Consider the following 26,238-nt stretch of genomic DNA (forward strand, 5'->3'; position numbering starts at 1 on the left):
CTTGCGGGCATACGCTGGCCGCATGCGCGCCACCCGGCTGCTGGTCGACCGCCCTGACTTCAGCGTCAGCGCGGTGACCTGCCGCGACGACCACGCGCGGTGGTCGCCGCCCGAGCCCGTCCCGGGGTACGGCGTGGTGCTGGTCCGCTCCGGCGGCTTCCGCCGGAAGGGGCGGGGCGGCGAGGTGCTCGCCGACCGCACGGTGGGCTACGCGACGTCACCGGGAGACGAGGAGCGTTTCGCCCACCCGTACGGCGGCGACGAGTGCACGTCGATCCGGCTCGGCCCCGACCTGTGGCGCGGGCATGCCGGGCCGATCTACGTGGACGCCCGGCTCGACCTGGCCCACCGGCTGCTGTGGCGCGAGACGCACGGCGACGACCCGGACTTCGCGGTGGCCGAGCGGCTGGTCCAGCTGCTGGACGGCACGCCGGCACACAGCGCCGGCGACGGCGACCGGGAGACCGTCGAGCGGGCGCGCGAGGCGATCCGCGCGGGCCACCCGGACGCGGCCGGCCTGGTGCCGCTGGCCCGGCTCGTGGGCGTGTCGCCGTACCGGCTCAGCAGGTCGTTCCACGCGGTGGTCGGCGCGCCGCTCACGCGATACCGCAACAGGGTGCGGGTGGGCGCGGCGCTGGACCGGATCGAGCAGGGTGAGTCGAGCCTGGCCCGCCTGGCTTTTGATCTTGGTTTCGCCGACCAGGCCCACCTGACACGGACCGTGCGCGCCCACCTCGGCCACACGCCGCGCCAGCTCCAGCGGCTACTCGCCGGTGTGCGCGTGTGACTTGACCACCGGCTTCGACTGCGGCGAGCCGTGCTGCCGCAGCACGATGCTGAGCACGATCAGGCAGCCGACCGCGAGGAACTCGCTCTGCCAGTTCTGCATCGACTGGAACCAGAAGTCGCTGGTGGTCAGGAACTTCGCCGCGCTGATCGGGGGCGCGCCGCTCTCCAACGCCTGCTGCTCGTTGTACTCGGCCGTGCCGCCGAGCAGGTGGATGACGAACGAGAGCACGAAGAGCCCGAGCAGCGCGATGGAGAGGCTGTTGCGGTAGATCGTGTTCGCGAGCCCGTGCCGCTTCGCCAGCGCGGGCGAGTGGGGACCGGCCTTCTCGGGGTAGTCCTCGGCCCGGTCCTGCTCGTCGAGCGGCTTGGACTCCGGCGAGCCGCGCTGCACGAGGTACGCGGTCAGCAGCACGTAGGAGCCCATCTGGAGAAACTCGGACTCCCAGTTTTCGAAGACCGCCTCGACGAAGTGTCCGGTGCCGAGATACGCCCAGTAACCGTCGGCGGGGTGGCCGTACTGAGCCAGCTCCTCGTTGCGTACATGCCACCCGAAAATGCTCTGTAGCAGGAGGAACACGAAGAAAGCGCCAAACATCACCAGGGAGAGGGCGTTGAACCAGATCCACCTGCGCATGAACCGCTTCTACCCAGATCCGTCCGGCCTGAATACACGCCCTGTTCGGCGTGGGTTCAACATCAACAGTGAGGCTGCCGGGGTCGGTATTCGTCGATCCCTGGGGAGGAAAACGATGCCCATATCCCGGCGTACCCTCATCGTCGGTGGCGTGGCGGCCGGCGCGGCCGCCGCCGCCCTGCCCGGCACGGCGGCCTCGGCCTCCGGCGGTCCACTCCGGACCGACCCGTTCACGCTCGGCGTGGCCTCCGGCGACCCGGACCACGACGGCTTCGTCCTCTGGACCCGCCTAGCCCCACGGCCGCTCGCCGAAGACGGCCTCGGCGGCATGCCCGACCGCCCCGTCGCGGTGCAGTGGGAGCTCGCCGCCGACGAGCGCTTCCGCCACGTGGTCCGCCGCGGCGTGGCGCTCGCCCGCCCGCAGGCCGCGCACAGCGTCCACGTCGAGCTCAACGGGCTGCCGCCCGGCCGCGAGTTCTTCTACCGGTTCAAGGCCGACCGCCACGTCTCACCGGTGGGCCGCACCCGCACCGCGCCGGCGCCTTGGACGCTGGGCGGCGCACTCGCGATGGCGTTCGTCTCCTGCTCGCAGTACGAGCACGGCTACTTCACCGCGTACCGGCGACTGGCCGAGGAGGAGCCGGACCTGGTACTCCACCTGGGCGACTACCAGTACGAGTACACGAAGGACACGTACAACATCCCGGGTGGCAACCCGCGCGACCACGAAGGCCCGGAGACCGAGACGCTGGCCAACTACCGGCAGCGGCACGCGCAGTACAAGGCGGACGCCGACCTCCAGGCCGCGCACGCGGCGGCGCCGTGGCTGGTGGTCTGGGACGACCACGAGGTGGACAACAACTGGGCCGACGAGGTGCCGGAGAACCCCGACGTCCCGCAGCCCCACTTCCTCGCCCGGCGCGCGGCGGCGTTCCAGGCGTACTGGGAGAACATGCCGCTGCGCCGCACCTCGATCCCGCGCGGCATCGACATGCGGCTGTACCGGCGGATCCAGTGGGGCCGGCTGGCGACGTTCCACATGCTCGACACCCGCCAGTACCGCGACGACCAGGGCTGCGGCGACGGCTACAAGGACTGCCCGGCCGCGTACGACCCGGCCCGCTCGATCACCGGCCCGGAGCAGGAGGCCTGGCTGCTCGACGGCTTCCGCCGCTCGTCCGCCCGCTGGGACATCCTCGGCCAGCAGGTCTTCTTCGCGCAGCGGGACAACAACGCCGGCCCGGCGACCGTGACGAGCCAGGACTCCTGGGACGGGTACGCGGCCTCGCGCGACCGGATCACCCGCGGGTGGCTCGCCGCCGGCGTGCGCAACCCGGTCGTGCTCACCGGCGACGTGCACGCGCACTGGGCCAGCGACCTCAAGCTCGACTACGCCGACCCGACCTCGCGGACGGTGGGATCCGAGCTGGTCTGCTCCTCGATCACGTCGGGCGGCAACGGCGCCGACTCCGACCCGGCGACCCACCCGTTCCTGGCGATCAACCCGCACCTGCGCTTCTACAACAACCAGCGCGGGTACGTCTCCACCAAGATCAGGGCAGACCGGCTGGACGCCGACTTCAAGGTCGTACCCCAGGTGACCACGCCCGGCGCGCCGGTCTACACGCGCGCTTCGTACACAATCGAGGACCGGGTGCCCGGCCTCCACCAGACGTATCTGCGCCCGCTTGGCTAGGGGTTCGTCAGAGGGATTTCCCGGGTCCGCGTCAGCGGCGGACCGCTGCTCCCGCCGGAGACCGCGGCGGCCGGCGGCTCGCGGAGCGAGCCGAAATCCCCGGCCGCCGCTGCCGCCTCCGCGCGCCAAGCCCAACTCGCAGGGCTGCCCTCAAGAGGGCTGCCCTCTTGGGGCAGCGGCAGCCGAAGGGCGGGCGGGGTGAGGCCGCGGGAGCAACGGCCTGGACCACGACGAGCATCGCGGTAGCTCAAATATCCGAGGGGTCTCAAGACCACGGAACGGCAGAGACCTCGACGTCGAACGCTTTCTGGATCACTCCCGCCAGCCGGACATCTCCACACCCCGGGCGAGCTCCACGCGGAGGCCCATGTGCACTTCCTTGGTCTCGCCCGGGGCCAGCTCCAGCTTCCAGCTCAGCACACCCAGGTCGGTGCGGTCGGCCGGGTTGGGATCGACCTTGAACGCCCGCACCGTGATCCCCTCGTCACGGGAGACCGGGATCTGGTCGAGCACCGTCACGTTGGCCGGTCGGGGCGTGTGGTTGGCGACCGTGGTCCGGTACTCCACCTCGCGGCGCCGGGTCGAGCCGAGCGCCGCCTTCGTGGCCGAACGCCGGGTCAGCTTGCGCTCCACCCGGATCCGGTCGTCGAGGCCCAGGGCGAGCTCCACCTCCTCGCCCGGCGCCCAGGTCTCCAGCCGGGTGCTACCGACGAAGTCGGCGTCGTGGAAGACCGAGGCAGGACCGGGCAGCAGCGTGTGGGCCGAGGTGTTGACCGCGGTCGCGCGCAGGTGGGCGTCGGGCGACTGGGCCGGCGCGGTCACGTAGTCGAGCCGCGCGCCGAGCTCGAGCACCGCCACGGTGGCCCGGTGGGACGAGCCGTCGGCGGGCACCGCCACCGGATGTTCCGGCCGGTACGTAGCCGCGGCGATGCCCTGCTCGACCACGCCGGTGCTCTCGCCGAGCAGCGCCAACTCCTCCTCGCTGAAGGCATCCGTCACCGCCCCGCCCGAGGCCGGGGCGGGCGCCGCCGCGGCCCGCATCATGTCCTTGCTCCGGTACGCGGCCACGGCCCGCGCGACCGGAAGCGGACGGATCCGGTCGAGGTACCAGGGGTCGAGCTCCGGCACGGTCGTCGTGGTCGCCGGGCGGGCCGTCGAGAGCACCAGCTCGCACTCCGGCCAGTCTTCCCCGGTGTGCTGGGTGACCAGCCCGAACCAGGTGACCGCCAGCCGCTCGTCGTCGAGGCGCACGTCGTACGTGGACTCCCAGCCGGCGCCGCCCACCACGTACGACAGCTCCAGCTCGACACCTTCCTCGGCGGAGACGTCGAGGGTGACCGCGGCGGCCAGCTGGTCCGGCGCCCGCTTGCCGGTGAGCTGGGCGAGCCGGCGGTCGAGCGCGGCCTGCCGGTCGCGGGCCTCCGCGGCGCGGCGGGTGAGGTCTCGCCGGCGGGCCTGGCCGCTGGCGAGCTGCTCGGCGGTCGAGTCGGCGAACGCGGCGACGGCCGCCGGGTCGGACTCGCCGGCGGCGACCGTGCGGGCATAGGTGGAGGCGGCGCGCTGAGCCAGCGTGGTGATGAACTCCGCGCGCTGGATCTCCACCGCCTCGGCGTCGGCGAGCTCGACCAGCTCGGCGGCGACCGCCCGGCGGGCCTCCTCGACCTCGGCGACCGTCTCGTCGGCGGAGCGGGCCTGGTGGCGGACGACCACATCGACGCCGAGCACGGTGGCTGGGCCGTGGCCGCCGACCCGGACCGAGTCGCGGTGCAGCCCGAGCGGCAGCGGTCCGATGTGGACCGTGCTCGTGCCGGCGGGCGGCCGCAGCTTGCCCCGCCGGGTGACCCGGGCCCGGTCCGGATATACCGTGACGGCCACGATGGGGGCGTCGAGTATCACGCGGCCACTTCCGCGCCGGCTAGGAGCCGCGGGCGACACACGACGGTGACGGACCGGTTTTCCGGTTTGCTTTCCACGGGGTCCAACATACTGGCGCGATGCACACAGAGGTGATCACCGTGCGGACCGGTGGGCGCGCCACAGTCCGCGACATCACGGGCGAGGCGGCGGCCTTCGTCGATGGCCAGGGCGACGGGCTGCTGCACGTCTTCGTGCCGCACGCCACCGCCGGCGTGGCGATCATCGAGACCGGCGCCGGCTCGGACGACGACCTGCTGACCGCCCTCGACGCGGTGCTGCCCACCGACGACCGGTGGCGTCACCGGCACGGCGCCAAGGGGCACGGGCGGGATCACGTGGTGCCGGCGTTCGTCGCGCCCTACGCCTCCCTGCCGGTGATCGCCGGGCGGATCGCGCTGGGCACCTGGCAGTCGATCTGCCTCGTCGACACCAACGGCGACAACCCCACCCGGGAGGTCCGGCTCTCGTTCCTCCCAGGTTGACGCTTTGTTACCGCTCGGTACATGTGTCGAGCGTCGCGTAGGGGTCCACCAGGCGTGACGGAGCCCTTTGCGCAAGGCAGGATGGAAGGCTACAGAGACCCATCACACACAATGCAGAGGGAGCGCTGGTGGCTACCGAACGCAAGCGCCCGGTGATCAGCGATGGCCTGCCGAGCCAGCTTCTCGACATCGATCCCGAGGAGACCCGCGAGTGGATCGAGTCGCTCGACGCGGTCATCGACGAGCGAGGTGCCAAACGCGCCCGCTACGTCATGCTGAGCCTGCTCGAACGCGCCCGCGAGCGCCAGGTCGGGGTCCCACCCCTGACCACGACCGACTACATCAACACCATCCCGCCCGAGCAGGAGCCCTGGTTCCCGGGTGACGAGTTCGTCGAGCGGCGCATCCGGGCCTACATCCGGTGGAACGCCGCGATGCTCGTGCACCGCGCCCAGCGCCCGGAGATCGGCGTCGGCGGGCACATCTCGACGTACGCGAGTGCCGCCTCGCTCTACGAGGTCGGCATGAACCACTTCTTCCGCGGCAAGAGCCACCCGGGCGGCGGCGACCACATCTTCTTCCAGGGCCACGCCTCCCCCGGCATGTACGCGCGGGCGTTCCTGGAGGGGCGGCTGGGCGAAGACCGGCTCGACGGGTTCCGCCAGGAGCTCTCGCACGCGGGGCCGGGCCGCGGCCTGCCCAGCTACCCGCACCCGCGGCTGATGCCGGACTTCTGGGAGTTCCCGACGGTATCGATGGGCCTTGGCCCGCTCAACGCGATCTACCAGGCCCGGTTCAACCGCTACCTGCACCACCGGGGCATCAAGGACACGTCCGACCAGCACGTATGGGCGTTCCTCGGCGACGGTGAGATGGACGAGGTCGAGTCGCTCGGCGCGATCGGGCTGGCCGCCCGCGAAGAGCTCGACAACCTGACCTTCGTGATCAACTGCAACCTCCAGCGCCTCGACGGCCCGGTGCGCGGCAACGGAAAGATCATCCAGGAGTTGGAGGCCTTCTTCCGCGGCGCCGGGTGGAATGTGATCAAGGTGATCTGGGGCCGCGAGTGGGACCCGCTGCTCGCCGCCGACACCGACGGCGCGCTGGTCAACCTCATGAACACCACGCCCGACGGCGACTACCAGACCTACAAGGCCGAGTCCGGGGCGTTCGTTCGCGAGCACTTCTTCGGCCGCGACCCCCGCACCCGCAAGATGGTCGAGCACATGAGCGACGAGGAGATCTGGAACCTCAAGCGCGGCGGTCACGACTACCGCAAGCTCTACGGGGCGTACAAGGCGGCGACCGAGCACACCGGCCAGCCGACCGTGATCCTCGCCAAGACGATCAAGGGCTGGACGCTCGGCTCGCACTTCGAGGGCCGCAACGCCACCCACCAGATGAAGAAGCTGACGCTCGACGACCTCAAGTCGTTCCGCGACCGCCTCTACCTGGACATCCCCGACTCGGCGCTGGAGTCCAACCCCTACCTGCCCCCTTACTACCACCCGGGTGAGAAGTCGGACGAGGTGCAGTACCTGCGGGAGCGGCGCGAGCAGCTCGGCGGCTACCTGCCGACGCGGCGCACGACCACGATCCCGCTGCGAATTCCGGGCCCGGAGCGGTTCGCCGACGTCAAGCGCGGCTCGGGCAAGCAGAAGGTGGCCACGACGATGGCCTTCGTCCGCCTGCTGAAGGACGTGATGAAGGACAAGGAGTTCGGCAAGCGGTGGGTGCCGATCATTCCGGACGAGGCCCGCACGTTCGGCATGGACTCGCTCTTCCCGACCCAGAAGATCTACTCGCCGCACGGGCAGAAGTACACGTCCGTCGACCGCGAGCTCTTCCTGTCGTACAAGGAGGCGACCGCCGGGCAGATCCTGCACGAGGGCATCAACGAGGCCGGCTCGGTCGCGTCGTTCACGGCCGCCGGCACCTCGTACGCCACGCACGGCGAGCCGATGATCCCGCTGTACATCTTCTACTCGATGTTCGGCTTCCAGCGCACCGGTGACGGGTTCTGGGCGGCGGCCGACCAGATGGCCCGCGGCTTCGTGCTCGGCGCCACGGCGGGTCGCACCACGCTCAACGGCGAGGGCCTCCAGCACGAAGACGGCCATTCGCACCTGATCGCGGCGACCAACCCGGCCGTCGTGGCGTACGACCCGGCGTTCGCGTTCGAGATCGCGCACATCGTCGAAGACGGCTTGCACCGCATGTACGGCGAGCAGTCCGAGCCGATCTTCTACTACCTGACCGTCTACAACGAGCCGATCCTCCAGCCGGCCGAGCCGGAAAACCTCGACGTCGAGGGCGTCAAGCGGGGCATCTACCGCTACTCGCCGGCGCCCAGCGTCGAGGGGCCGAAGGCGCAGATCCTCGCCTCCGGCACGGGCATGCAGTGGGCCCTCAAGGCCCAGCAGCTGCTCGCCCAGGATTGGGGCGTGGCGGCCGACGTGTGGTCGGTGACGTCCTGGACCGAGCTGCGCCGCGACGCCGTGCAGACCGAGGAGTACAACCTGCTCCACCCGGGCAGCCCGGCACGCACGCCGTACATCAAGTCGAAGCTGGCCGAGGCGCCGGGCCCGGTCGTGGCGGTCAGTGACTGGATGCGGGCGGTGCCGGATCTGATCTCCCGGTGGCTGCCCGGCGACTACACCTCGCTCGGCACGGACGGCTTCGGCCTCTCCGACACGCGGCACGCGCTGCGCCGGCACTTCCACGTCGACGCCGAGTCGATCGCGGTGGCCACGCTGCGCCAGCTCGCCGTCCGCGGGGAGATCCCGGCGGCGGTGCCGGCCGAGGCGGCCAAGAAGTACGCGATCGACGACGTCAACGCCGCCCCGGTCGGCGAGACCGGCGGCGACAGCTGACCCCACCGTTTGTTCCGTGCGGCTTACCTTGATCGGGTGAGCCGCATGGAATGGGTGGTCTTCGACCGGCGGGATCCGTCGGTCGTGGTCGAGCTCATCCGCGGGGTCGCCGCCAGCGGCGACCCCGGGGAGTACGGCGACGGCGTCGAGGTGGTCCTCGAAGCGCCGGCGCCGTCGTTCCTGCGCGACATCTTCGGTGCCGAGCCGGCGAGCGCACACATCGCCGTCACCAAGCCCGGCGGCGAGGTCGGCTACCCGTTCCACGTGCGGCTGGTCAGCGACCAGGGCGGCGACGCCGGGCGGCGCGCGCCCCGGCGGGATGGCTGGGCGATCAGCAACTCGGCCGGCCTCGCGTTCCTCATGCAGAAGGGCGTGGCGGGCGCCCCGTACGACTGGGCCGACCTGGTGGAGGGCGCGATCGCCGCACTCACCGCGCTGCGCACCGACGCCGGCGACCCCGGCTGGCGGGCCGCGGTGGATCGCACAGTGTTCCGGGCGTATTGGGATAAATCATGAATTGGCAGCAAGTTCTCCGCTGGCGTATCGAACGGCAGTTCCTCGGCGGTTCGCCGGCCGACGACGCGGTGACGGCGGCGCGGCGGCTGAGCGGGGTGCACGCCCAGCTCGCCGCCTCCGCGGTGACCGCGCTCGACCTGCGGGTCGCCGGCGGCGCCACCGCCGAGAGCGTCGACGCCGAGCTGTGGGAGACGAAGCGGCTGGTCAAGACCTGGGCCGCGCGCGGCACCCTGCATCTGCTGCCCGCCGCCGACCTGCCGACGTGGGTGGCCGCGATGTCCACCCGCACCCGCGAGACCACCGGCTCCTGGCTGCGCTACCACGGGGTGACCGCCGAGCAGATGGCGGACATCATCGCCGCGATGCCCGACGTGCTCGGCGGCGAGCCACTCACCCGCGAGGAGCTGGCCGGCGCGATCATCAAGGCCACCCGGCACAAGGACCTGCGCGAGCCCCTCACCCAGGGCTTCGGCGCGGTGCTCAAGCCGCTCGCGTTTCGCGGCCTGCTCTGCTCGGGGCCGCCGCGCGGGCGCAACGTCACGTTCGTCGCGCCGCGCGCCTGGCTGCGGGAGTGGGACGAGGTGGACACCGAGGCGGCGATCGACACGCTGACGCTGGCGTACCTGGGCACGTACGGCCCGTCGACCGCGGACGAGTTCAGCCGCTGGTTCGACCTGAAGCCGGCGCTGGCGAAGAAGTCGTTCGCGCGGCTGGCCGACCAGCTCGTCGAGGTCGACGGCGGCGCGCTGGTGGCCGAGTTGGCCGGCGAGGTGGCGAAGAAACGGCCCTTGTCGGTGCGGTTGTTGCCGGCCTTCGACCCGTACACGGTGGCCAGCCTGCGCCAAGCCGACCGGGTGGTGACCGGGCCGAACAAGGCCAAGGTCTCCCGCCCGCAGGGGTGGATCTCGCCGGTGCTCGTGGTCGACGGTCGCATCGAGGGCGTGTGGGAGGGCGATACGGTGACCCCGTTCGCCCCGCTGGAAAGGTCGGTCCGTTCGGCCCTGACGAAGGGGTTCCCGGAGGTCAGCGTCGCAGACTAGAGTGCGAGGATCTTTCGCGTTTTCACGCCGTCGCCGCCCCGGCACGGCGGATCCTAGGGAGCGGCGGATGGCCTTCACGTGGGGTGTGTCGACGGCGGCGTACCAGATCGAGGGCGGTGCCGCCGAGGGCGGGCGCGGACCGTCCATTTGGGACGTCTTCTCCCACGAGCCGGGGCGGATCGCCGACGGCAGCACCGGTGACGTGGCGTGCGACCACTTCCATCGGTATCCGGAAGACGTCGACCTCATGGCGGGGCTCGGCATCGACGCGTACCGGTTCTCGATAGCCTGGCCGCGCATCCAGCCCGACGGCACCGGCCCGGCCAACGCGGCAGGGGTCGACTTCTACGACCGCCTCGTCGACGCGCTGCTCGCCAAGGGCATCGACCCGGTCGTCACCCTCTTCCACTGGGACCTGCCGCAGGCGTTGGAAGACAAGGGCGGCTGGCTGAGCCGCGACACAGCCTTCCGGTTCGCCGACTACGCCGGGCTCGTCGCGGACGCGCTCGGCGACCGCGTGCGCATGTGGATCACGCTCAACGAGCCCTTCATCCACATGACCCTCGGGTACGCCACGGGCGAGCACGCGCCCGGCCAGACCCTGCTCTTCGGCGCGCTCCCGGTGGCCCACCACCAGCTGCTCGGCCACGGTCTGGCGGTGGCGACACTGCGCGCACGGGGCGCCGGCGCGGTGACCATCGCCAACAACTACTCCCCCGTCTGGCCGGTGGGTGACGGAGACGCCGAGGCTGCGGCCGCCTACCACGCCTTGCACAACCGCCTCTTCACCGATCCGCTGCTCGGGCGGGGCTATCCGGAGCTGGGGCTGGACCCGTCGGTCGTGCGCGACGGCGACCTCGACACGATCGCCGCACCGCTCGACGCGCTGGGCGTCAACTACTACAACCCCACCTCGGTACGCGCGCCGTCCACTCCGGACAGCCCACTCCCGTTCGAGATAGTGCCGGTCGAGGGGTATCCGACGACGGCGTTCGGCTGGCCGGTCGTGCCCGACGGGCTGCGCCAGCTGCTGGCGTGGCTCAAGGATGAGTACGGCGAGGCGCTCCCGCCGATCCACGTGACCGAGAGCGGCTGCGCGTACGACGGGATCGACGACCCGGAGCGGGTGACCTATCTGGACGGTCACATCGGAGCGGTGCGCGCGGCGATGGCGTCCGGTGTGGACGTTCGCGGCTACTTCGTGTGGTCCCTTCTGGACAACTTCGAGTGGGCCGAGGGATACACCAAGCGCTTCGGCCTCGTGCACGTCGACTACGAGACGCAGGTGCGCACGCCGAAGACCTCGTACGCCTGGTACCGGGACCTCATCAGAGCCTCCCGATGACGACCGGGGTCGAGCTTCCCGCCGCACTCGCCGAGCCGACCACACCGGTGCGGCGGAGCTGGATCGCGCTCGTCTTCAGCGCCAACCTGGGCGTGTGGATGGCGTTCTTCACGCCGATCCAGGTGCTGCTGCCCAACCAGGTGGAGCTGATCGACCCGGCCAACAAGGAGGCGATGTTCGGTTGGGTGACCGCGCTCGGCGCGCTCGCGGCCGTCATCGCCAACCCGCTGGCCGGCGCGCTCTCCGACCGTACGTCCCCGCGGATCGGCAACCGGGACTACGGGCGGCGCCACGTGTGGACGCTCTCCAGCGCGGTCCTCGGTGCGGCGTCGCTCGCGGTCCTCGGGCAGCAGCGCACGATCGTCGGCGTCGCGGTGTGCTGGGTCGCCGCGCAGGTGTGCTTCAACGCGGCGCTTGCGACGCTCACCGCGGCCATCCCCGACCGCGTGCCGGTGGCCCAGCGCGGCGGCGTGTCCGGCTGGGTGGGGATCCCCCAGTCACTCGGCCTCGTCGTGGGCGCGGTGCTGGTCACCGCGATCTTCACGGACAACAAGACCGGCTACTACGCGGTGGCGGTGGCCGTGCTGATCCTGGCGCTGCCGTTCGCCCTCCTCACCCCGGACGACCCGCTGCCCCGCGCGTACCGCCCGCGGGTGCACGTGCTCTCCGGCATGTGGATCAGCCCGCGCCGGTACCCGGACTTCGCCTGGGCCTGGGGCACCCGCTTCCTCGTACAGGTCGGCAACGCGCTCGGCACGCTGTACCTGCTGTACTTCCTCCAGGACGGGGTGAAGTACCACGATCCCGAGGGCGGGCTGCTCGTCCTCATCCTGATCTACACGGCGGGGATGATGGCCACCGCGGTCGTGGCGGGGCGCCTTTCCGACCGCTCCGGCCGGCGCAAGATCTTCGTGATCTGGTCCGGCGTGATCATGGCGGTGGCGGCGATCCTGCTCGCGATCTGGCCGCTGTGGTCGATGGCCATCGTGGCGGCGGTGCTGCTCGGCGCCGGGTACGGCGTCTACCTCGCCGTCGACGCCGCGCTGATCACACAGGTGCTCCCCCGCGCCACCGACCGCGGCAAGGACCTGGGCGTCATCAACATCGCCAACTCCGCGCCGCAGGTGCTCGGGCCGGCCATGTCCGCGCCGATCGTGGTCCACCTCGGCGGCTATCCCACGCTGTACGCGCTCACCGCCGTCGTCACCCTCCTCGGCAGCGTCTTCGTGGTACGGATACGCTCGGTGCCGTGACGGTACGCGTGCGCTTCGCCCCTTCTCCGACCGGTATGTTCCACGTCGGCGGTGCCCGTTCGGCGCTGCAAAACTGGATCTACGCGAAGCAGCACGGCGGGGCCTTCGTCCTGCGGATCGAAGACACCGACGCCGCCCGCAACCGCCCGGAGTGGACCGAGGGGATCCTCACCGCGCTCGACTGGATCGGCATCGCGCGCGGCAGCTACGAGGGCCCGTACTTCCAGTCCGCCAACGCGGGCGAGCACCGCGCCGCCGCCGAAAAGCTGTACGCGGCCGGCCGCGCCTACTACTGCGACTGCACCCGAGAGGACGTGCAGGCCCGCACCGGCTCGCAGTACCAGGGCTACGACGGCTTCTGCCGCGACCGGGGCCTGACCGCCGGGCCCGGGCGCGCGCTGCGCTTCCGCACCCCCGACGAGGGTGAGACCGTGGTGATCGACCTCATCCGCGGCAAGCCCACCTGGGAAAACAAGCTGCTGGAAGACTTCGTCATCGCCCGCGGCGACGGCTCCCCCGTTTTCCTCCTCGCCAACGTCGTCGACGACATGACCCAGGGCATCACCCACGTCATCCGCGCCGAGGAGCACCTGCCCAACACGCCGAAGCAGCAGCTGCTCTGGGACGCGCTGGGCGTGCGGCCGCCGATCTGGGCGCACGTGCCCGTCGTGGTAAACGAAAAGCGCCAGAAGCTTTCGAAGCGGCGCGACAAGGTGGCGCTGGAGGCATACCGCGACGAGGGCTACCTCGCCGACACCATGTGCAACTACCTGATGCTGCTCGGCTGGGCGCCCAGCGGCAACCGGGAGATCGTGCCGTGGTCGGTGATCGAGGAGGAGTTTCGCCTCGAGGAGGTCAACCCGTCGCCCGCGTTCTTCGACGAGAAGAAGCTGCGCGCCTTCAACGGCGAGTACATCCGCGCCCTCGACACGGCCGCCTTCTCGGCCGCCTGCCAGCCCTGGCTCACCGGCACCGAGACGATCCCGCCGCCGCCCTGGCGCCCGGAAGACTTCGACCCGGCCGCCTTCGCCGCGGTGGCGCCACTCGCGCAGACCCGCATCGCGGTGCTGAGCGAGATCGTGCCGAACGTCGACTTCCTTTTTGTGCCGTCACCCGAAATCGACGAGGCCTCCTGGGCGAAGGCGATGAAGGACGGCGCCGCCGACCTCCTGGACGCCGCGGCCGCCGCCTTCGCCGCCCTGCCCTCGTGGGACGCCGAGTCGCTGAAGGCCGCTCTCGAGGCGGTGGGTGCCGAGCGCGGGCTCAAGCTGGGGAAGGCCCAGGCACCGGTGCGGGTGGCGGTCACCGGGCGGAGCGTGGGGCTGCCGCTGTTTGAGTCGCTGGTGGTGCTCGGCAAGGAGCGCACGCTGGCCCGCATAGAGGCCGCCCGCATCCGCCTCCCCTGACCGGAGACAAAGAAAGACCCGGCCCACAAGGGACCGGGTGAGTGATACGAACAGTCTAGCGGGTCGCGCGCGTTGATGCCACCCATTCACCAGCCAATCGGCTTCGCGTAGCCGGCGGCCGGATCGTGCAGTTGGTGGCGAAGGTAGTCCAATGCGTTGAGCCTTCGCCACCAATGATTTCCCACACCGTCGTCCTTCCTGCCAGCCAGGTCGCCGGCGAACAGACCAGAGCGCGGATTGACATGGCCCACCGGCACCCGCCGACGGGCGGTCTGCACCGGTAACCGCAGGTCACTGTCGTTGGAGATCACCACCACACCATCCACACGGTCTTCGAGGACGTCCATCATCAAATGGGTGGCGACGTTGACATCGGTGCCCTTCTCCTCCTGATGGCGATGGGACACCATGAACATGGCTTGTGGATCTGGTGCACCAATCCCGGCAACGATTTTCACGGGCCACTCTGGCCTGACGAGAATCGGCACACCGTTAGGGCCCTTGATAGCGAGTGGGGCGTACTTGACTCTCGCGACATAGTTCCCGTACTCGATGAAGTCGACGCTCTTCGTCGCGACCAGGGCCTTTAGATATCGATCCTGGTCGGCCGCTCCACCCGGGTTGGTGGCCGCGTCGATGCGGGCGGTGCAGTAGACGATGCGGTCGATCGTGGCGCCGGCCCAGCCGCGCTGCGCTGTCACCAGCGACGTGGCCAGCGCACGCAGGTCGAGCCACCGCCAGCCGGGCGTGCTCCGGCCGCAAACCGCGCGCCCGCCGTAGTAGAGGTTGTAACCGTCGATGTACACGCCGACGCGCGTAGGAATCGGGGGCATAGCAGCTGACGCTAGGCGGGAGTGGCAGTTGGTGATGGCCCACCAACGCCCCGTGGACCACCCGCGAGCCGATGATTGGCCGCTATCGTGCTTATCGCGCCCGTCCGCGCCCATCCTCCGGCGGCCCGCCCCAGCCGGTTCGCCGTGCGCGAGCTGCCCCGCCGGCTGGGCCCGCGCCCGCAGCTTCCGCGTACCAAGGCGGCGGCTCGGCTGACCCAGGCGGCGCTGGACCTGGCGACGGAGGCCTCGGCGGCGTCTCGGGGGCGTTCGGCACGCCGGCCTGGCGGTGCGACGAAGGAAAGCAAGCGATCGTGGACGGGTCCCCACGATCAGCCGCCGACGGTTACGATTCGGCGGCCGAATGAATGGGCATGTTGTCTGCCGCTCGGCAATCGCAGATAGTTCGAAAAACCTGGGCTGCGCATGCAACCGCGCGAGGTTTGGCGGAGTCTTTGGTTTAAAGCGGATCGTCGGCCGCACCACGGGGGCGGGACCATCCATCGGGCGGGGAGGTCGGTCATGGTCGCAAGGGTGAGCCGCCGATGGTTCTTGAGCGGCGCGGTGCTGGTCACCGTCGCCGCTCCGTTGCTCGCCCCGTCGCCCGCCCTCGCCGCGCCCCCCAAGCCCGACACCATCACCATCGACGGCGAGGAGCTCGACGAGGCCATCACCGTCCGCGCGAAGGCCGATCCCGAGCTGTTCGAGGCGATGCTCAGCCAGGTCAACTGGCTGTCAAACGCGAAGGGCCTGTCCACCTCACCGAAGGCGGACAAGCTCGGCCGCAAGTACACGGTGGTCGTGCGCGTGGGCGACCAGGCCAAGCAGACCTACGACCTCTACCCGCTCGCGGCCGGCGGCCCCCGGGCCTACCGCCCGGGTAAGCAGCCCGACAAGCGGCGGACGACCAACGCGTGGTTCTACGGCCGGCTCAACATGTCCGAGACCCTGCGGGCGGCCGGCGTCCCGCTTCCGGGAAAGCCCGAGTCGCTGCACGGCGGCATCGGCGGCGGCGAGCGCGTCTTCGACGAAGACACGCTCAACCCCGGCCGCGACATCGACAAGCTGCTGACCGACCTGCGCGAGGTGCTGCTGCTCAACGGCGCGGTGGTGCTCGTCATCACGCTGGGCCTGGCGGGCATATCGCTGCTCGTCCGCCGCCGCGCCCGCTAGCACGTCGCACCCGGCGTTTCGCCGAGCTGGGCGCCGCCGCACGTCCCGCCAGGACCGAGCCCGAGCGCTCGAACGCGAGGGTGAGCCGCGGGAGCAGCGGACCAGACCATGGTCGACTTACGGTGAGTGGCATTGGGTCCAGACCGCTGCTCCCGCGGCCTCACCCGTACGCCGCTTGTCCTCGATCAGGTCTTGCGCCGCGGACCTGGCAGCGGAGGTCGGGGATTTCGGCTCGCCCCGCGAGCCGCCGACCGCCGCGGTCTCCGGCGGGAGCGGCGGTCCGCAGCTGACTCGGACCCGGGCAATACGCACTAACTCTCCACTGTGGAGCCGGCGGCGGCCTCGATCAGGCGGATCAGATCGCGGAGGTCGGCTTCGAATTCGGCGTCCCAGTCGACCTCGTCCTCGAGCCAGCGCGACAGCCGGGCGTGCGCGGGCAGCACGTCGGGGTCGTGGGCCGACTCGGCGCCGCGGCGGCCGGCGGCGAAGCGGCCGTTGACCTCGGACGTGGCGTAGCCCAGCACGAACGTCGACAGCATCCGCTCCAGGCGGGGCACCTCCGGCTCGGGCACGCCGGCGTCGAGCAGTGCGGCGTAGACGAGGTCGACCACGCGCAGCGCGTCCGGCGTGACCGAGGGGCGGACCATGAGCAGCGGGTACGCGCCGGGGTGGGCGCTCGCCAAGGCACGCGCGGCCCGCGCCACCGCCCGCAGCCGCTCCCGCCAGTCGGTGCTGGCTCCAGGCTCCGGGAGCAGGTCGGCGAGCAGCCGGCCGACGAGGCCGTCGAGCAGGTCGTCCTTGGTGCCGACGTACGGGTAGAGCGCCATAGAGCTCAGGCCCAGCCGGCGGGCGACGGCGCGCATCGAGATCGCCCCCAGGCCACGCTCATCGGCCAAGGCTAGTGCTTCGTCCAGAATCTGCTGTTTTGCGCGCACTCGTACAGCGTAAGAGCGTCAGCACCACCGGTCCGGCGGACGCTCCCGCCGGGTCGCGCGGGCCCGCGGGCGCACGGCGCCGTGGCGGTGGGCACCCGCCCACCCCGCGCGGCTCGACCGGCAGACCGCTGGGCCGCGCCGCTCGGGCACGAGGGTGCGCCCCTCGTCGAGCGGCGGATCGTCTGCCGCGCCGTCCGCCGGGGCGCCTTCCACATCGAGAGTGGCCGGCGGCCCCGCCTCCTCGACGGGCTGCGGACCGGCCCCGCACACCCACCGCAGGTGCCTGCCGGGCACACCGTGCTCGCCCAGCAGGTAGTGCTGCTCGCTCTCGGCGCTGCCGTGCTCGGCCTCCCCGTGCGCCATACTTTCTCCTTACTGGCGGCCAACCACCGCCTGCACCAGGCTCCCCCGGTGCCTACTACATCACTCCTTGGGCCGCGCGGGAAATAACGTGGCCCACAGTGGGAAGGCGATCAGCCAGACGACGAGCGCCACGGTGAGCCGCCAGATCCACGCATCCAACTGTTCGGTCCGGCTCCGGTCGTCGACAAGGAGGATGCCGCCCGCCAACAGGCCACACGCGACCGCCCAGCCGGCCAATCCCTTGAACCACTCCCGCCACTCGTAGCGGGCGCGCTCCCACCCGCCCTTCGGCGGCTTCCACGGTGGCGGCCCGCCGGCGAAGCGGTGGGCGAACCGCTGGTCGGCCCAGCGCACCATCGTGTGCCCGAACGCGATGGAGAAGCCGATGTACGCCGCGGCCAGGCCGTGGGTGAAGTTGGCCTCGGTGCCACGCCGCAGGTCGATCACCGTCGCGACCAGCAGCACCACGTCGACCAGGGGCACACACAGCAGGAGTACGCCACCGAGGCGGCGCATCCGCAACATGTACCGCGCGACGAGACCGGCGCCCAGGATCACCCAGAACCCGATCTCGCACGCGGCGATGACCGCAAGAACCATGCCTCCCAGCCTCACCGCGCCGGTCGCCCCGGGCGTCGGCAGCGGTGAGGGATTCCGGGTACATCCTTCGACGGACGCCGCGCCGCGCGGGCTCGTCACGCGGTCGGAGGTCGGGCGGCGAAACGTGTGATGTGATCGGAGCGTGTCCAGGGCTCTGCGGCGGGATCTGACCCTGGCGGGCATCTCGCTCGCCGGCGGCCTGATCATGTTCGCCCTCGGCATCGTGCGTACCTTCCAGCCCGCGCCCGACGCGCCGACCTGGCTCTTCGTGCCGCCGCTCGTGGCCGTCTGCGTGGCGCTGGCCCTGCGCCGCGTCGCCACCCGCACCGGCTTCGCCCTCGGCACGGTCGCGGTCGCCGCGGATCTCGCGCTGGGCAGTTCGCTCGGCACGCTGCTCATCTACACCCAGGTCCTCTACGACACCTGCCTGTACGGCTCGGCCCGCATGTGGCGGATCCTGCTGCGCGTCGGCATCGGGGTGAGCGCCCTGGCCGCCGTCGTCGGGCCGATCCTGGCCGGCTCGTGGCGCGGGCTGGCCCTCGCCGTACCGGCGACGCTGCTCCTCGTCCTCCCCGTGGTGACGGCGATCAGCGTGCGGCAGTACCGCGACCAGGCCGCCGCCGAGCGAGCCCGCGCGGAGCAGACCGCCCGCCTCGTCGAGCTCGACCGCCGCCAGGCGGTCACCGCCGAGCGCACCCGGATGGCCCGCGAGCTGCACGATGTGATCGCCAACCACCTCAGCGCGGCGGCCATCCACGCGACCGCCGCCCTGTCCCTGCACAAGCGCGATCCGGACGCGGTCGAGCAGGCGCTCAAGGTCATCCGGGAAAACAGCGTTCAGGGCCTGGCCGAGATGCGCCAGATGATCGACCTGCTGCGCGAGGGCGCGAGCGACGACGAGCCCATCCGCGCCCGGCTGGCCGAGCTCGACCAGCTCATTGCCCGCGCGCGGGGCGCCGGCCTCACCGTGCGGCTGGAGACCACCGGAGAGCCGCGGCCGCTGCCGGTGGGTGTCGACCTCGCGGCCTACCGGATCGTGCAGGAGTCGCTCACCAACGCGCTCAAGCACGGCACCGGCCGCGCGGACGTGGCGGTCGCGTACCGCACCGGCGTCGTCTCGCTCACCGTCGAAAACCCCATCAACGGCCGATCGGCGGTACCCGGTGCCGGCGCCGGTCTGATCGGCATGCGGGAGCGGGCCGCGCTGCTGCACGGCCACTTCGACGCGGGCGGGGACGGCGTCCGCTGGCGGGTGCACGCGGAGCTGCCGACGGTCGCGGAAGAGGCGGCATGACAATCCGAGTCGTGATCGCGGACGACCAGGACGCGGTGCGCGCCGGCCTCGCGATGATCCTCAACGGCGCGCCGGACCTGGAGGTGGTCGGCCAGGCCGCCGACGGCGCCGAGGCGCTCGCGCTCTGCCGCCGCCTCAGCCCGGACGTGGCCGTGCTCGACGTGCGCATGCCCAGGCTGGACGGCATCTCCGCCACCCGCGAGATCGTCGCCGAAGGATTGGCCGATGTGGTGGTACTAACCACATTCGACCTCGACGAGTACGTCTTCGGCGCCCTCCGCGCCGGCGCGGCCGGTTTCCTGCTCAAGGACACCGACGCGGACGGCCTCGTCGACGCGGTCCGCACGGTCGCCCGCGGCGACGGCATCATCGCGCCGGCCGTGACCCGACGGCTGATCGCGGCGTTCGCCGCCACCGCACCCGGCGCGCCAGCGGCCCTGCGAACTGCGGTGGAAGGGCTGACGCCGCGGGAAAGGGACGTGCTCGCGTGTCTCGGCCGGGGCCTTTCCAACCAGGAAATCGCCGAGCGCTTGGAGATGGCCGAGTCCACGACGAAGACCCACGTCAGCCGGATCCTCACGAAATTGGGGCTACGCAGTCGAGTGCAGGCGGCAATTCTCGCCCAGGATCTTCATTTATCGATCAAGGAATAGTTAATTGTTCCACCGGGAGGTGACCACCGAGGCGGTCAGGGGGACGACCGTCAGGGCGAGGAGCCACCCACCCAGCACATCCATCGGCCAGTGAGCCAGCAGCATCACCCGCGTCCCGCCGACGAAGAGGGCCAGCGCCGCCGCGCCCGCCACCACCAGCGCCCGCCCGCGCCGCGCGAGATGGGGCCACAGCAGCAGCACCGCTACCACGGCCGCCGACGCCGCGTGTGAGGTGTGGCCGCTCGGAAAGCCGTTGCTGTCGACGAAGACGAAGCCGTCCGCCGGCCGTGGACGATGCAGGGCCCAGTGCATCAGGCCCCACAGCACCGGGATGAGCACGGTGACCCAGGCGCACAGGTACGCCTCCCGCCGGTGGCGGCGCACCAGCAGGCCCACCGTAGCGACCACGCCGGCCGCCACGAACGGGACCGTCGCGGCGATGTCCGTGGCCACGCGAAGCACGTCGACCAGGCCCGGATGGTCGGTGCCGAACTCCCGCAGATCCTCACTCAGCGTCACGTCGAGCCGCTCGACCGGGGCCCAATCGCCGACCACGACGGCCATCAGGGCGAGAAACGCCACCAGTGCCACGAGCGGCACGACCAGTGGAGGGCGGGCGATCATCCCGGCCATAGTGGCACGGACACGGGCATGACAGGCTGGAGCCGTGCCCCCGGGGAGTAATGACGGCGCCGCGTTGAGCGAGACCGTACGGCGGATCGAGCGATCTGCCGGCGCCCTCGCGACCGCGAGCGTCTCCCGGATGGACGAGACCCTCCCGTGGTTTCGCGAGCTGCCGGCCGACCAGCGGGCCTGGGTCATGCTCGTCGCCCAGGCGGGCGTGCGTTCGCTGGTCGAGTGGCTGCGCCGGGACGGGCGGCGGCCCACGCAGGATCTGGCCGACGAGATCTTCGACGCGGCGCCCACCGCGCTGGCCCGTTCGATCTCGCTCCAACAGACGGTGGCGCTGGTAAAGGTGACCATCGACGTGGCCGAGGAGCAGGTGGCACACCTGGCCGTGCCGGGTGAGGAGGCCGCCCTCCGCGAGGCCGTGCTGCGGTTCTCCCGCGAGGTGGCATTCTCGGCCGCGCGGGTCTACGCGCGCGCCGCCGAGTCGCGCGGCGCCTGGGACGCGCGGCTCCAGGCCCTGCTGGTCGACGCACTGCTGCGCGGTGACTCCTCGGACGTGCTGGCCAGCCGGGCGGCCGCGCTGGGCTGGGCGGACGCGCCGCCGGTCGCGGTCGCGGTGGGGCGCTCGCCGGGTGGGGAGGCGGCCGCGGTCCTGCATACGGTGTACCGGGCGGCGCGGCGGATCGGCGTGGAGATCATCGGCGGGGTGCACGGCGACCGGCTGGTGCTGGTGCTGGGCGGGGCGAGCGATCCGGTGGCCGCCACCGCCAAGCTGCTGGCCGGTTTCGGCGCCGGCCCGGTCGTGGTCGGACCGGCCGTGGCCACGCTCGACGAGGCGACCGAGTCGGCGCGGGCGGCGCTGGCCGGCTTCCGCGCGGCGCCCGGGTGGCCGGACGCACCGCGGCCCGTGTCCGCCAGCGACCTGCTGCCGGAGCGCGCGCTCGCCGGCGACGTCGAGGCCCGGCGCCGCCTCCGGCAGGATGTCTACGGCAGCCTGGTGCGGGCCAGCGGCGAGCTGCTGGAGACGCTCGACGCGTTCTTCGCGGCGGGTGGTGTTTTGGAGGGCGCGGCGCGGGCACTCTTCGTCCACCCGAATACGGTTCGTTACCGGCTCCGCCGGGTCGCCGACGTCACCGGCCTGTCGCCGCTGACCGCGCGGGACGCGTTCGCGCTGCGGGTGGCGCTCACGATCGGGCGACTGGATCCCCAGGCGCCTGTGACGCAAAGCACAACCTAAACGATCCTTAGGGCACCACCAGCGATCTTTGTAGGGTCTCCACAAAGTCCGTAGTGCGGTTTGGTGCATGCCAACACACACCTGACCCGCGAGTATCAAGGAAAGTCTTAGGCGTGCTCGCCGTACTGTCGCCCGGACAGGGCTCCCAGAAGCCCGGATTCCTGACCCCATGGCTGGAGCTGCCCGGCGCCGAGGCGCGCCTGCGGTGGTGGTCAGCCCTCGCGGGTGTCGATCTCGTGCATCTGGGCACCGAGGCCGGCGCCGACGAGATCAAGGACACCGCGCGCACCCAGCCGCTGCTGGTCGCCGCCGCCCTGCTCGCGGCCGAGCAGCTCCCGCTGTACGACGTGTCGGTCGTCGCCGGCCACAGCGTCGGCGAGCTTGGCGCGGCCGCGCTGGGCGGGGTGCTGTCGCCCGAGGCGGCGATCACGTTCGCCGGTGTGCGTGGCCGCGAGATGGCCGCCGCCTGCGCGCTCGAGCCGACCAGCATGGCCGCCCTGCTCGGCGGCGAGGCCGAGGAGGTCGTGGCCGCGATCGAGGCGCTCGGCCTGCACCCGGCCAACCGCAATGGAGCCGGCCAGATCGTCGCCGCCGGCGCGGTCGACCGGCTGGAAAAGCTGGCCGCCGAGCGGCCCGGCGGTGCCCGCGTGATCACGCTTCAGGTGGCCGGGGCGTTCCACACGCCGTACATGGCGCCGGCCGAGAAAGCGCTCGCCGCGGTGGCCGCCGGCATCACCCCGTCCGACCCGAGCAAGATCGTGCTGTCCAACCTGGACGGCGCGGCCGTCAACCACGGCCGCGAGCTGCTCCAGCGGCTGGTCCGCCAGGTCACCGCGCCGGTGCGCTGGGATCTGTGCATGCGGACGCTCGCCGACCTCGGCGTCACCGCCGTGATCGAGCTCGCGCCGGCCGGCACGCTCGCCGGGCTGGTCAAGCGGGAGCTCGCCGGCAGCGGCGCGCCCGAGATCGTCACCCTCAACACCCCGGACGACCTGCCCAAGGCGCGCGACCTGATCGCCCGCCACGGTGTCGCGCCCGACCACGAGCCAACCCCCCAGTTCCGGGTCGTGGTCTCGGCCAGCGCCGGCACCTTCGAGCCCGCCGCCGGCCTCGCCGAGGGCGACGACATCGCCGCCGGCCAGGTGATCGGCCACGTCGCCACCCGGCAGGGTGCCGTGGAGGTCGCCGCCCACCAGGCCGGCGTGCTGACCGAGTGGCTCGCGCACCACGACGACCCGGTCGCCCCGGGCCAGCCCCTCGCCCGCATCGGAGGACACCTCTAATGGCCGGTACGCGCATCCTGTCGATGGGGCACTACCAGCCCTCGCGGCTCGTCACCAACGACGACCTCGCCGCCATCGTCGACACCAACGACGAGTGGATCCGCGACCGGGTCGGCATCGTGACCCGCCGGATCGCGGAGGGCGAGACGGTCGCCGACATGGCCACCGCCGCGGCCGGCAAGGCGCTCGCCGCCTCCGGGCTCACCGCCGCCGACATCGACATGGTCGTGGTGGCCACGTGTTCCTCGATCGACCGCTGCCCCAACGTGGCCAGCCGGGTCGCCAACAAGCTGGGCATCGCGGCCCCGGCGGCCATGGACGTCAACACCGCGTGCTCCGGCTTCTCGTACGCGCTGGGCACGGCCGACCACGCGATCCGGGCCGGCGCCGCGCGCAACGCGATCGTGATCGGCTCGGAGAAGCTCTCCGACGTCACCGACTGGAGCGACCGTTCCACGTGTGTGCTCTTCGGCGACGCGGCCGGCGCGGCGGTGGTCACGGCGACCGCCGACGGCGAGGAGCCGGGCATCGGGCCGGTCGTGTGGGGCTCGGCGCCGGATCGGGGCGACGTGCTGACGATCGAGGGTTGGCAGCCCTACATCAAGCAGGACGGCCAGATCGTCTTCCGCTGGGCCACCACGATGCTCGCCCCGCTCGCGCGCCAGGCGTGTGAGCGGGCCGGTGTCGCGCTGGAAGACATCGCGGCGTTCGTGCCGCACCAGGCGAACACGCGGATCATCGACGGCATCGTCAAGCGGCTCGGCATCCCCAACGCGGTGATCGCGAAGGACCTCGTCGAGTCGGGTAACACCTCCGCGGCCAGCGTGCCGCTGGCCCTGTCGAAGATGATCGAGCGGCGTGAGGTGCCTTCCGGCGCCCCGGTGCTGCTCTTCGGCTTCGGCGGCGGCCTCACCTACGCCGGACAGGTCATCCGCTGTCCGTAAGCGGCCGACGCCCACAGAAAACAGCACGGCATCAACCCATTGCAGGAGAGGAAACCAATCCCCATGACCCGTGACGAGATCATCGCCGGCCTCGCCGAGATCCTCGAAGAGGTGGCCGGGGTGAACCCGGACGACGTGGCCGAAGAGAAGTCGTTCACCGACGAGCTCGACGTGGACTCGCTCTCGATGGTCGAGGTCGTGGTCGCGGCCGAGGAGAAGTTCGGGGTCAAGATCCCGGACAACGAGGTGCAAAACCTCAAGACCGTGGGTGACGCGGTCTCCTACATCGAGAGCAACGCCTGACCATGCCACACACAGACGTCGTCGTCACCGGGCTCGGCGCGACCACCCCGTTGGGCGGGGACGTCGCGTCCACCTGGGACGCAATGCTTGCCGGCCGCTCCGGGGTGGGTCCGCTCACCCAGGAGTGGGCACAATCCCTACCGGTACGGATCGCGGCGCAGCTCGCCGTCGAGCCGTCCGAAAAGATCGAGCGGGTCAAGCTGCGCCGGCTCGACCGGTCCGAGGCGGTCGCGCTGATCGCCGCGCACGAGGCGTGGGCCGACTCCGGCCTCGCCGACTCCGGGCTCGACACCGAGCGGCTCGCGGTCAGCGTCGGCACCGGCATCGGCGGTGCGATGACGCTGCTCGCCCAAGACGACATCCTGGAGGCCTCCGGCCCCCGCAAGGTGTCGCCGCACACCGTGCCGATGCTGATGCCCAACGGCCCGGCCGCCTGGGTCGGCCTGGAGCTGGGCGCCAAGGCCGGGGTGCACTCGGTCGCCAGCGCCTGCGCCACCGGCGCCGAGGCGATCTCGCTGGGCCTCGACATCATCCGCTCCGGCCGCGCCGACGTGGTGGTGGCCGGCGGCACCGAGGCGGTCGTGCACTCGCTGCCGATCGCCGGGTTCGCCTCGATGCGCGCCATGTCGGTGCGCAACGACGACCCCGAGCGTGCCTCCCGCCCGTGGGACAAGGGCCGCGACGGCTTCGTCCTCGGCGAGGGCGCGGGCGTCGTCGTCCTGGAGCGGGCCGAGCACGCCAAGGCCCGCGGGGCCAAGGTGTACGCGCGCCTCGCCGGCTCCGGCATCACCTCCGACGGGTTCGACATCGTGCAGCCCGACCCGGAGGGCGCCGGCTTCGTGCGGGCCATCCAGAAGGCGCTCGCCGACGCGGACCTGTCCGGCAAGGACGTGGTGCACGTCAACGCGCACGCCACCTCCACGCCGACCGGCGACATGGTCGAGGTCTCCGGCCTCCGCGGCGCGATCGGCGACCACGTGGTGCTGACCTCCACCAAGTCGATGACCGGCCACCTGCTCGGTGCGGCGGGCGCGGTGGAGACCATCGCCACGATCCTGGCCATCCGCGACGGGGTCATCCCGCCGACCATCAACCTCGACGACCCGGAAGACGGCCTGCTCGACGTGGCCGCACACAAGGCCCGGCACCTCGACGTCCCCGTCGCGCTGAACAACTCGTTCGGCTTCGGCGGTCACAACGTCGCGCTGCTCTTCACCCGCCCCTAATGGGAGGAAACGTCGTGACGACCACGTCTGTCAGCGCCGACTCATCCACAGTGGACTATCGCGACCCCGAAGTGCGGCTGCGCGCCCTCTTCGACGCCGGGTCGCTGCGGCTGATGATGCCACGCGACGACTCCGGTGTGCTGTGGGCGCGCGGCGAGATCGACGGCACGCCCGCCGTCGCGTACGCCAGCGACGGCACCAGGATGGGCGGCGCCATGGGCAGCGAGGGCTGCCGACACGTCGTCGACGCGATCGACGAGGCGGTGCGCGAGCGGGTGCCGGTGCTCGGCCTGTGGCACTCCGGCGGCGCCCGGCTGGCCGAGGGCGTGGTCGCTCTCGACGCGGTCGGTCAGGTCTTCGCCGGGATGGTGCGGGCCTCCGGGCGCGTACCGCAGATCTCGGTGGTGCTCGGCCCGGCGGCCGGTGGCGCGGCGTACGGGCCGGCGCTGACCGACATCGTCGTGATGGCGGGCGCGGGCCGGATCTTCGTGACCGGCCCCGAGGTGGTCCGCTCGGTCACCGGCGAGCAGGTAGACATGGAGCGCCTCGGCGGCCCCGAGCCGCACGGGCGTCGCTCCGGCGTGGTGCACGTGACCACGAAGGACGACGACTCGGCGATGGTCGAGGCGCGCAAGCTCGCCCACCTACTCGGCCACCAGGGCCGCCTCTCCCCCGCCGACGTGCCGGTCGGCGACGTCGAGGGGCACGACATGGCGGCCGCGATGCCGGCCGAGGCGAGCCGGGCGTACGACGTGAAGCCGGTCATCAAGGCCCTGCTCGACGGCGAGTCCGTGGAGCTGCACGCGCGCTGGGCGC

At 71.6% G+C, this 26,238-nt stretch carries 25 protein-coding genes; 18 read left to right on the top strand and 7 right to left on the bottom strand.

From position 1 onward, the window contains the following. Nucleotides 1–22 precede the first annotated feature (22 nt). Nucleotides 23–787: a helix-turn-helix domain-containing protein gene (locus tag ACTMTJ_RS33310; RefSeq protein WP_441222616.1), complete on the top strand. Its 765-nt coding sequence runs from the start codon at nucleotides 23–25 to the stop codon at nucleotides 785–787. On the opposite strand, the gene ACTMTJ_RS33315 is transcribed toward ACTMTJ_RS33310, so the two are convergent. Beyond that, entirely contained in the window at nucleotides 764–1,423 is a 660-nt protein-coding gene (locus tag ACTMTJ_RS33315) for a DUF6766 family protein (RefSeq protein ID WP_441222617.1), read from the bottom strand. The two genes, ACTMTJ_RS33310 and ACTMTJ_RS33315, sit on opposite strands and share 24 nt — an antisense overlap. A 115-nt stretch (nucleotides 1,424–1,538) precedes the next feature. Between ACTMTJ_RS33315 and ACTMTJ_RS33320 the strand changes: the two genes are divergently transcribed. After that, the gene (locus ACTMTJ_RS33320; protein WP_441222618.1) at nucleotides 1,539–3,119 is read left to right on the top strand and encodes an alkaline phosphatase D family protein; all 1,581 of its coding nucleotides are present in this window, start codon (nucleotides 1,539–1,541) and stop codon (nucleotides 3,117–3,119) included. A 312-nt stretch (nucleotides 3,120–3,431) separates the two neighbouring features. On the opposite strand, the gene ACTMTJ_RS33325 is transcribed toward ACTMTJ_RS33320, so the two are convergent. Next, entirely contained in the window at nucleotides 3,432–4,994 is a 1,563-nt protein-coding gene (locus ACTMTJ_RS33325) for a mucoidy inhibitor MuiA family protein (protein WP_441222619.1), read from the bottom strand. Between the two features lie 119 nt (nucleotides 4,995–5,113). Here ACTMTJ_RS33325 and ACTMTJ_RS33330 point away from each other — a divergent pair, with 119 nt between their 5' ends. The 7 genes from ACTMTJ_RS33330 (at nucleotide 5,114) to gltX (ending at nucleotide 13,951) form a co-directional block, all read left to right on the top strand. After that, nucleotides 5,114–5,518 (top strand): YjbQ family protein, encoded by a 405-nt coding sequence (locus ACTMTJ_RS33330; RefSeq protein ID WP_441222620.1) that lies wholly within the window; start codon nucleotides 5,114–5,116, stop codon nucleotides 5,516–5,518. A 128-nt stretch (nucleotides 5,519–5,646) separates the two neighbouring features. Further along, a complete protein-coding gene (gene aceE / locus ACTMTJ_RS33335) occupies nucleotides 5,647–8,391 on the top strand; it encodes a pyruvate dehydrogenase (acetyl-transferring), homodimeric type (RefSeq protein WP_441222621.1) in 2,745 nt (914 codons plus the stop codon). 36 nt (nucleotides 8,392–8,427) lie between these two features. After that, nucleotides 8,428–8,907 (top strand): hypothetical protein, encoded by a 480-nt coding sequence (locus tag ACTMTJ_RS33340; protein ID WP_441222622.1) that lies wholly within the window; start codon nucleotides 8,428–8,430, stop codon nucleotides 8,905–8,907. After that, nucleotides 8,904–9,947: a winged helix DNA-binding domain-containing protein gene (locus ACTMTJ_RS33345; protein ID WP_441222623.1), complete on the top strand. Its 1,044-nt coding sequence runs from the start codon at nucleotides 8,904–8,906 to the stop codon at nucleotides 9,945–9,947. Before ACTMTJ_RS33340 ends, ACTMTJ_RS33345 begins: the two co-directional genes overlap by 4 nt. Before the next feature lie 67 nt (nucleotides 9,948–10,014). Further along, nucleotides 10,015–11,292, top strand: a complete 1,278-nt coding sequence (locus ACTMTJ_RS33350; protein WP_441222624.1) for a GH1 family beta-glucosidase — start codon at nucleotides 10,015–10,017, stop codon at nucleotides 11,290–11,292. Beyond that, nucleotides 11,289–12,545 carry an MFS transporter gene (locus ACTMTJ_RS33355; protein WP_441222625.1) on the top strand — a complete coding sequence of 419 codons (1,257 nt, stop codon included), beginning with the start codon at nucleotides 11,289–11,291 and terminating at the stop codon, nucleotides 12,543–12,545. Before ACTMTJ_RS33350 ends, ACTMTJ_RS33355 begins: the two co-directional genes overlap by 4 nt. Further along, nucleotides 12,542–13,951, top strand: a complete 1,410-nt coding sequence (gene gltX / locus ACTMTJ_RS33360; protein WP_441222626.1) for a glutamate--tRNA ligase — start codon at nucleotides 12,542–12,544, stop codon at nucleotides 13,949–13,951. The genes ACTMTJ_RS33355 and gltX overlap by 4 nt, the downstream gene beginning before the upstream one ends. Before the next feature lie 86 nt (nucleotides 13,952–14,037). Here the strand turns inward: gltX and ACTMTJ_RS33365 are convergent, their stop codons facing one another. Further along, complete coding sequence (locus ACTMTJ_RS33365; protein ID WP_441222627.1) at nucleotides 14,038–14,757, bottom strand: NYN domain-containing protein; 720 nt, start codon at nucleotides 14,755–14,757, stop codon at nucleotides 14,038–14,040. A 558-nt stretch (nucleotides 14,758–15,315) separates the two neighbouring features. On the opposite strand from ACTMTJ_RS33365, the gene ACTMTJ_RS33370 reads away from it, so the two are divergent. Further along, nucleotides 15,316–15,954: a hypothetical protein gene (locus tag ACTMTJ_RS33370; protein ID WP_441222628.1), complete on the top strand. Its 639-nt coding sequence runs from the start codon at nucleotides 15,316–15,318 to the stop codon at nucleotides 15,952–15,954. Nucleotides 15,955–16,265: 311 nt separating this feature from the next. On the opposite strand, the gene ACTMTJ_RS33375 is transcribed toward ACTMTJ_RS33370, so the two are convergent. The 3 genes from ACTMTJ_RS33375 to ACTMTJ_RS33385 are packed head-to-tail and all read right to left on the bottom strand — an operon-like array spanning nucleotide 16,266 to nucleotide 17,852. Then, a complete protein-coding gene (locus ACTMTJ_RS33375; RefSeq protein ID WP_441222629.1) occupies nucleotides 16,266–16,889 on the bottom strand; it encodes a TetR/AcrR family transcriptional regulator in 624 nt (207 codons plus the stop codon). An 18-nt stretch (nucleotides 16,890–16,907) separates the two neighbouring features. Beyond that, nucleotides 16,908–17,252 carry a hypothetical protein gene (locus ACTMTJ_RS33380; RefSeq protein ID WP_441222630.1) on the bottom strand — a complete coding sequence of 115 codons (345 nt, stop codon included), beginning with the start codon at nucleotides 17,250–17,252 and terminating at the stop codon, nucleotides 16,908–16,910. Between the two features lie 60 nt (nucleotides 17,253–17,312). Then, on the bottom strand, nucleotides 17,313–17,852 hold the full coding sequence (locus ACTMTJ_RS33385) for a hypothetical protein (RefSeq protein WP_441222631.1): 540 nt from the start codon (nucleotides 17,850–17,852) through the stop codon (nucleotides 17,313–17,315). Between the two features lie 142 nt (nucleotides 17,853–17,994). Here ACTMTJ_RS33385 and ACTMTJ_RS33390 point away from each other — a divergent pair, with 142 nt between their 5' ends. Then, complete coding sequence (locus ACTMTJ_RS33390; RefSeq protein ID WP_441222632.1) at nucleotides 17,995–19,146, top strand: sensor histidine kinase; 1,152 nt, start codon at nucleotides 17,995–17,997, stop codon at nucleotides 19,144–19,146. After that, on the top strand, nucleotides 19,143–19,799 hold the full coding sequence (locus ACTMTJ_RS33395; protein ID WP_441222633.1) for a response regulator: 657 nt from the start codon (nucleotides 19,143–19,145) through the stop codon (nucleotides 19,797–19,799). The genes ACTMTJ_RS33390 and ACTMTJ_RS33395 overlap by 4 nt, the downstream gene beginning before the upstream one ends. Here ACTMTJ_RS33395 and ACTMTJ_RS33400 read toward each other — a convergent pair whose 3' ends face one another. Next, on the bottom strand, nucleotides 19,800–20,423 hold the full coding sequence (locus tag ACTMTJ_RS33400) for a phosphatase PAP2 family protein (protein WP_441222634.1): 624 nt from the start codon (nucleotides 20,421–20,423) through the stop codon (nucleotides 19,800–19,802). 43 nt (nucleotides 20,424–20,466) lie between these two features. Between ACTMTJ_RS33400 and ACTMTJ_RS33405 the strand changes: the two genes are divergently transcribed. The 6 genes from ACTMTJ_RS33405 to ACTMTJ_RS33430 form a co-directional block, all read left to right on the top strand. After that, a complete protein-coding gene (locus ACTMTJ_RS33405) occupies nucleotides 20,467–21,666 on the top strand; it encodes a PucR family transcriptional regulator (RefSeq protein WP_441222635.1) in 1,200 nt (399 codons plus the stop codon). A gap of 113 nt (nucleotides 21,667–21,779) precedes the next feature. After that, nucleotides 21,780–22,949, top strand: coding sequence for an acyltransferase domain-containing protein (locus ACTMTJ_RS33410; protein WP_441222636.1), 1,170 nt, complete (start codon nucleotides 21,780–21,782; stop codon nucleotides 22,947–22,949). Then, nucleotides 22,949–23,893 (top strand): beta-ketoacyl-ACP synthase III, encoded by a 945-nt coding sequence (locus ACTMTJ_RS33415; RefSeq protein WP_441222637.1) that lies wholly within the window; start codon nucleotides 22,949–22,951, stop codon nucleotides 23,891–23,893. Before ACTMTJ_RS33410 ends, ACTMTJ_RS33415 begins: the two co-directional genes overlap by 1 nt. 63 nt (nucleotides 23,894–23,956) lie before the next feature. After that, the gene (locus ACTMTJ_RS33420) at nucleotides 23,957–24,196 is read left to right on the top strand and encodes an acyl carrier protein (RefSeq protein ID WP_173038887.1); all 240 of its coding nucleotides are present in this window, start codon (nucleotides 23,957–23,959) and stop codon (nucleotides 24,194–24,196) included. Between the two features lie 2 nt (nucleotides 24,197–24,198). Continuing rightward, a complete protein-coding gene (locus tag ACTMTJ_RS33425) occupies nucleotides 24,199–25,422 on the top strand; it encodes a beta-ketoacyl-[acyl-carrier-protein] synthase family protein (RefSeq protein ID WP_441222638.1) in 1,224 nt (407 codons plus the stop codon). A gap of 14 nt (nucleotides 25,423–25,436) precedes the next feature. Next, nucleotides 25,437–26,238, top strand: an 802-nt coding sequence (locus ACTMTJ_RS33430; RefSeq protein ID WP_441222639.1) for a carboxyl transferase domain-containing protein, incomplete at its 3' end; no start/stop codon positions are given.

Origin of the sequence: Phytohabitans sp. LJ34 (assembly GCF_052068095.1) — a bacterium.
In the GTDB taxonomy this organism is placed as follows: domain Bacteria; phylum Actinomycetota; class Actinomycetes; order Mycobacteriales; family Micromonosporaceae; genus Phytohabitans.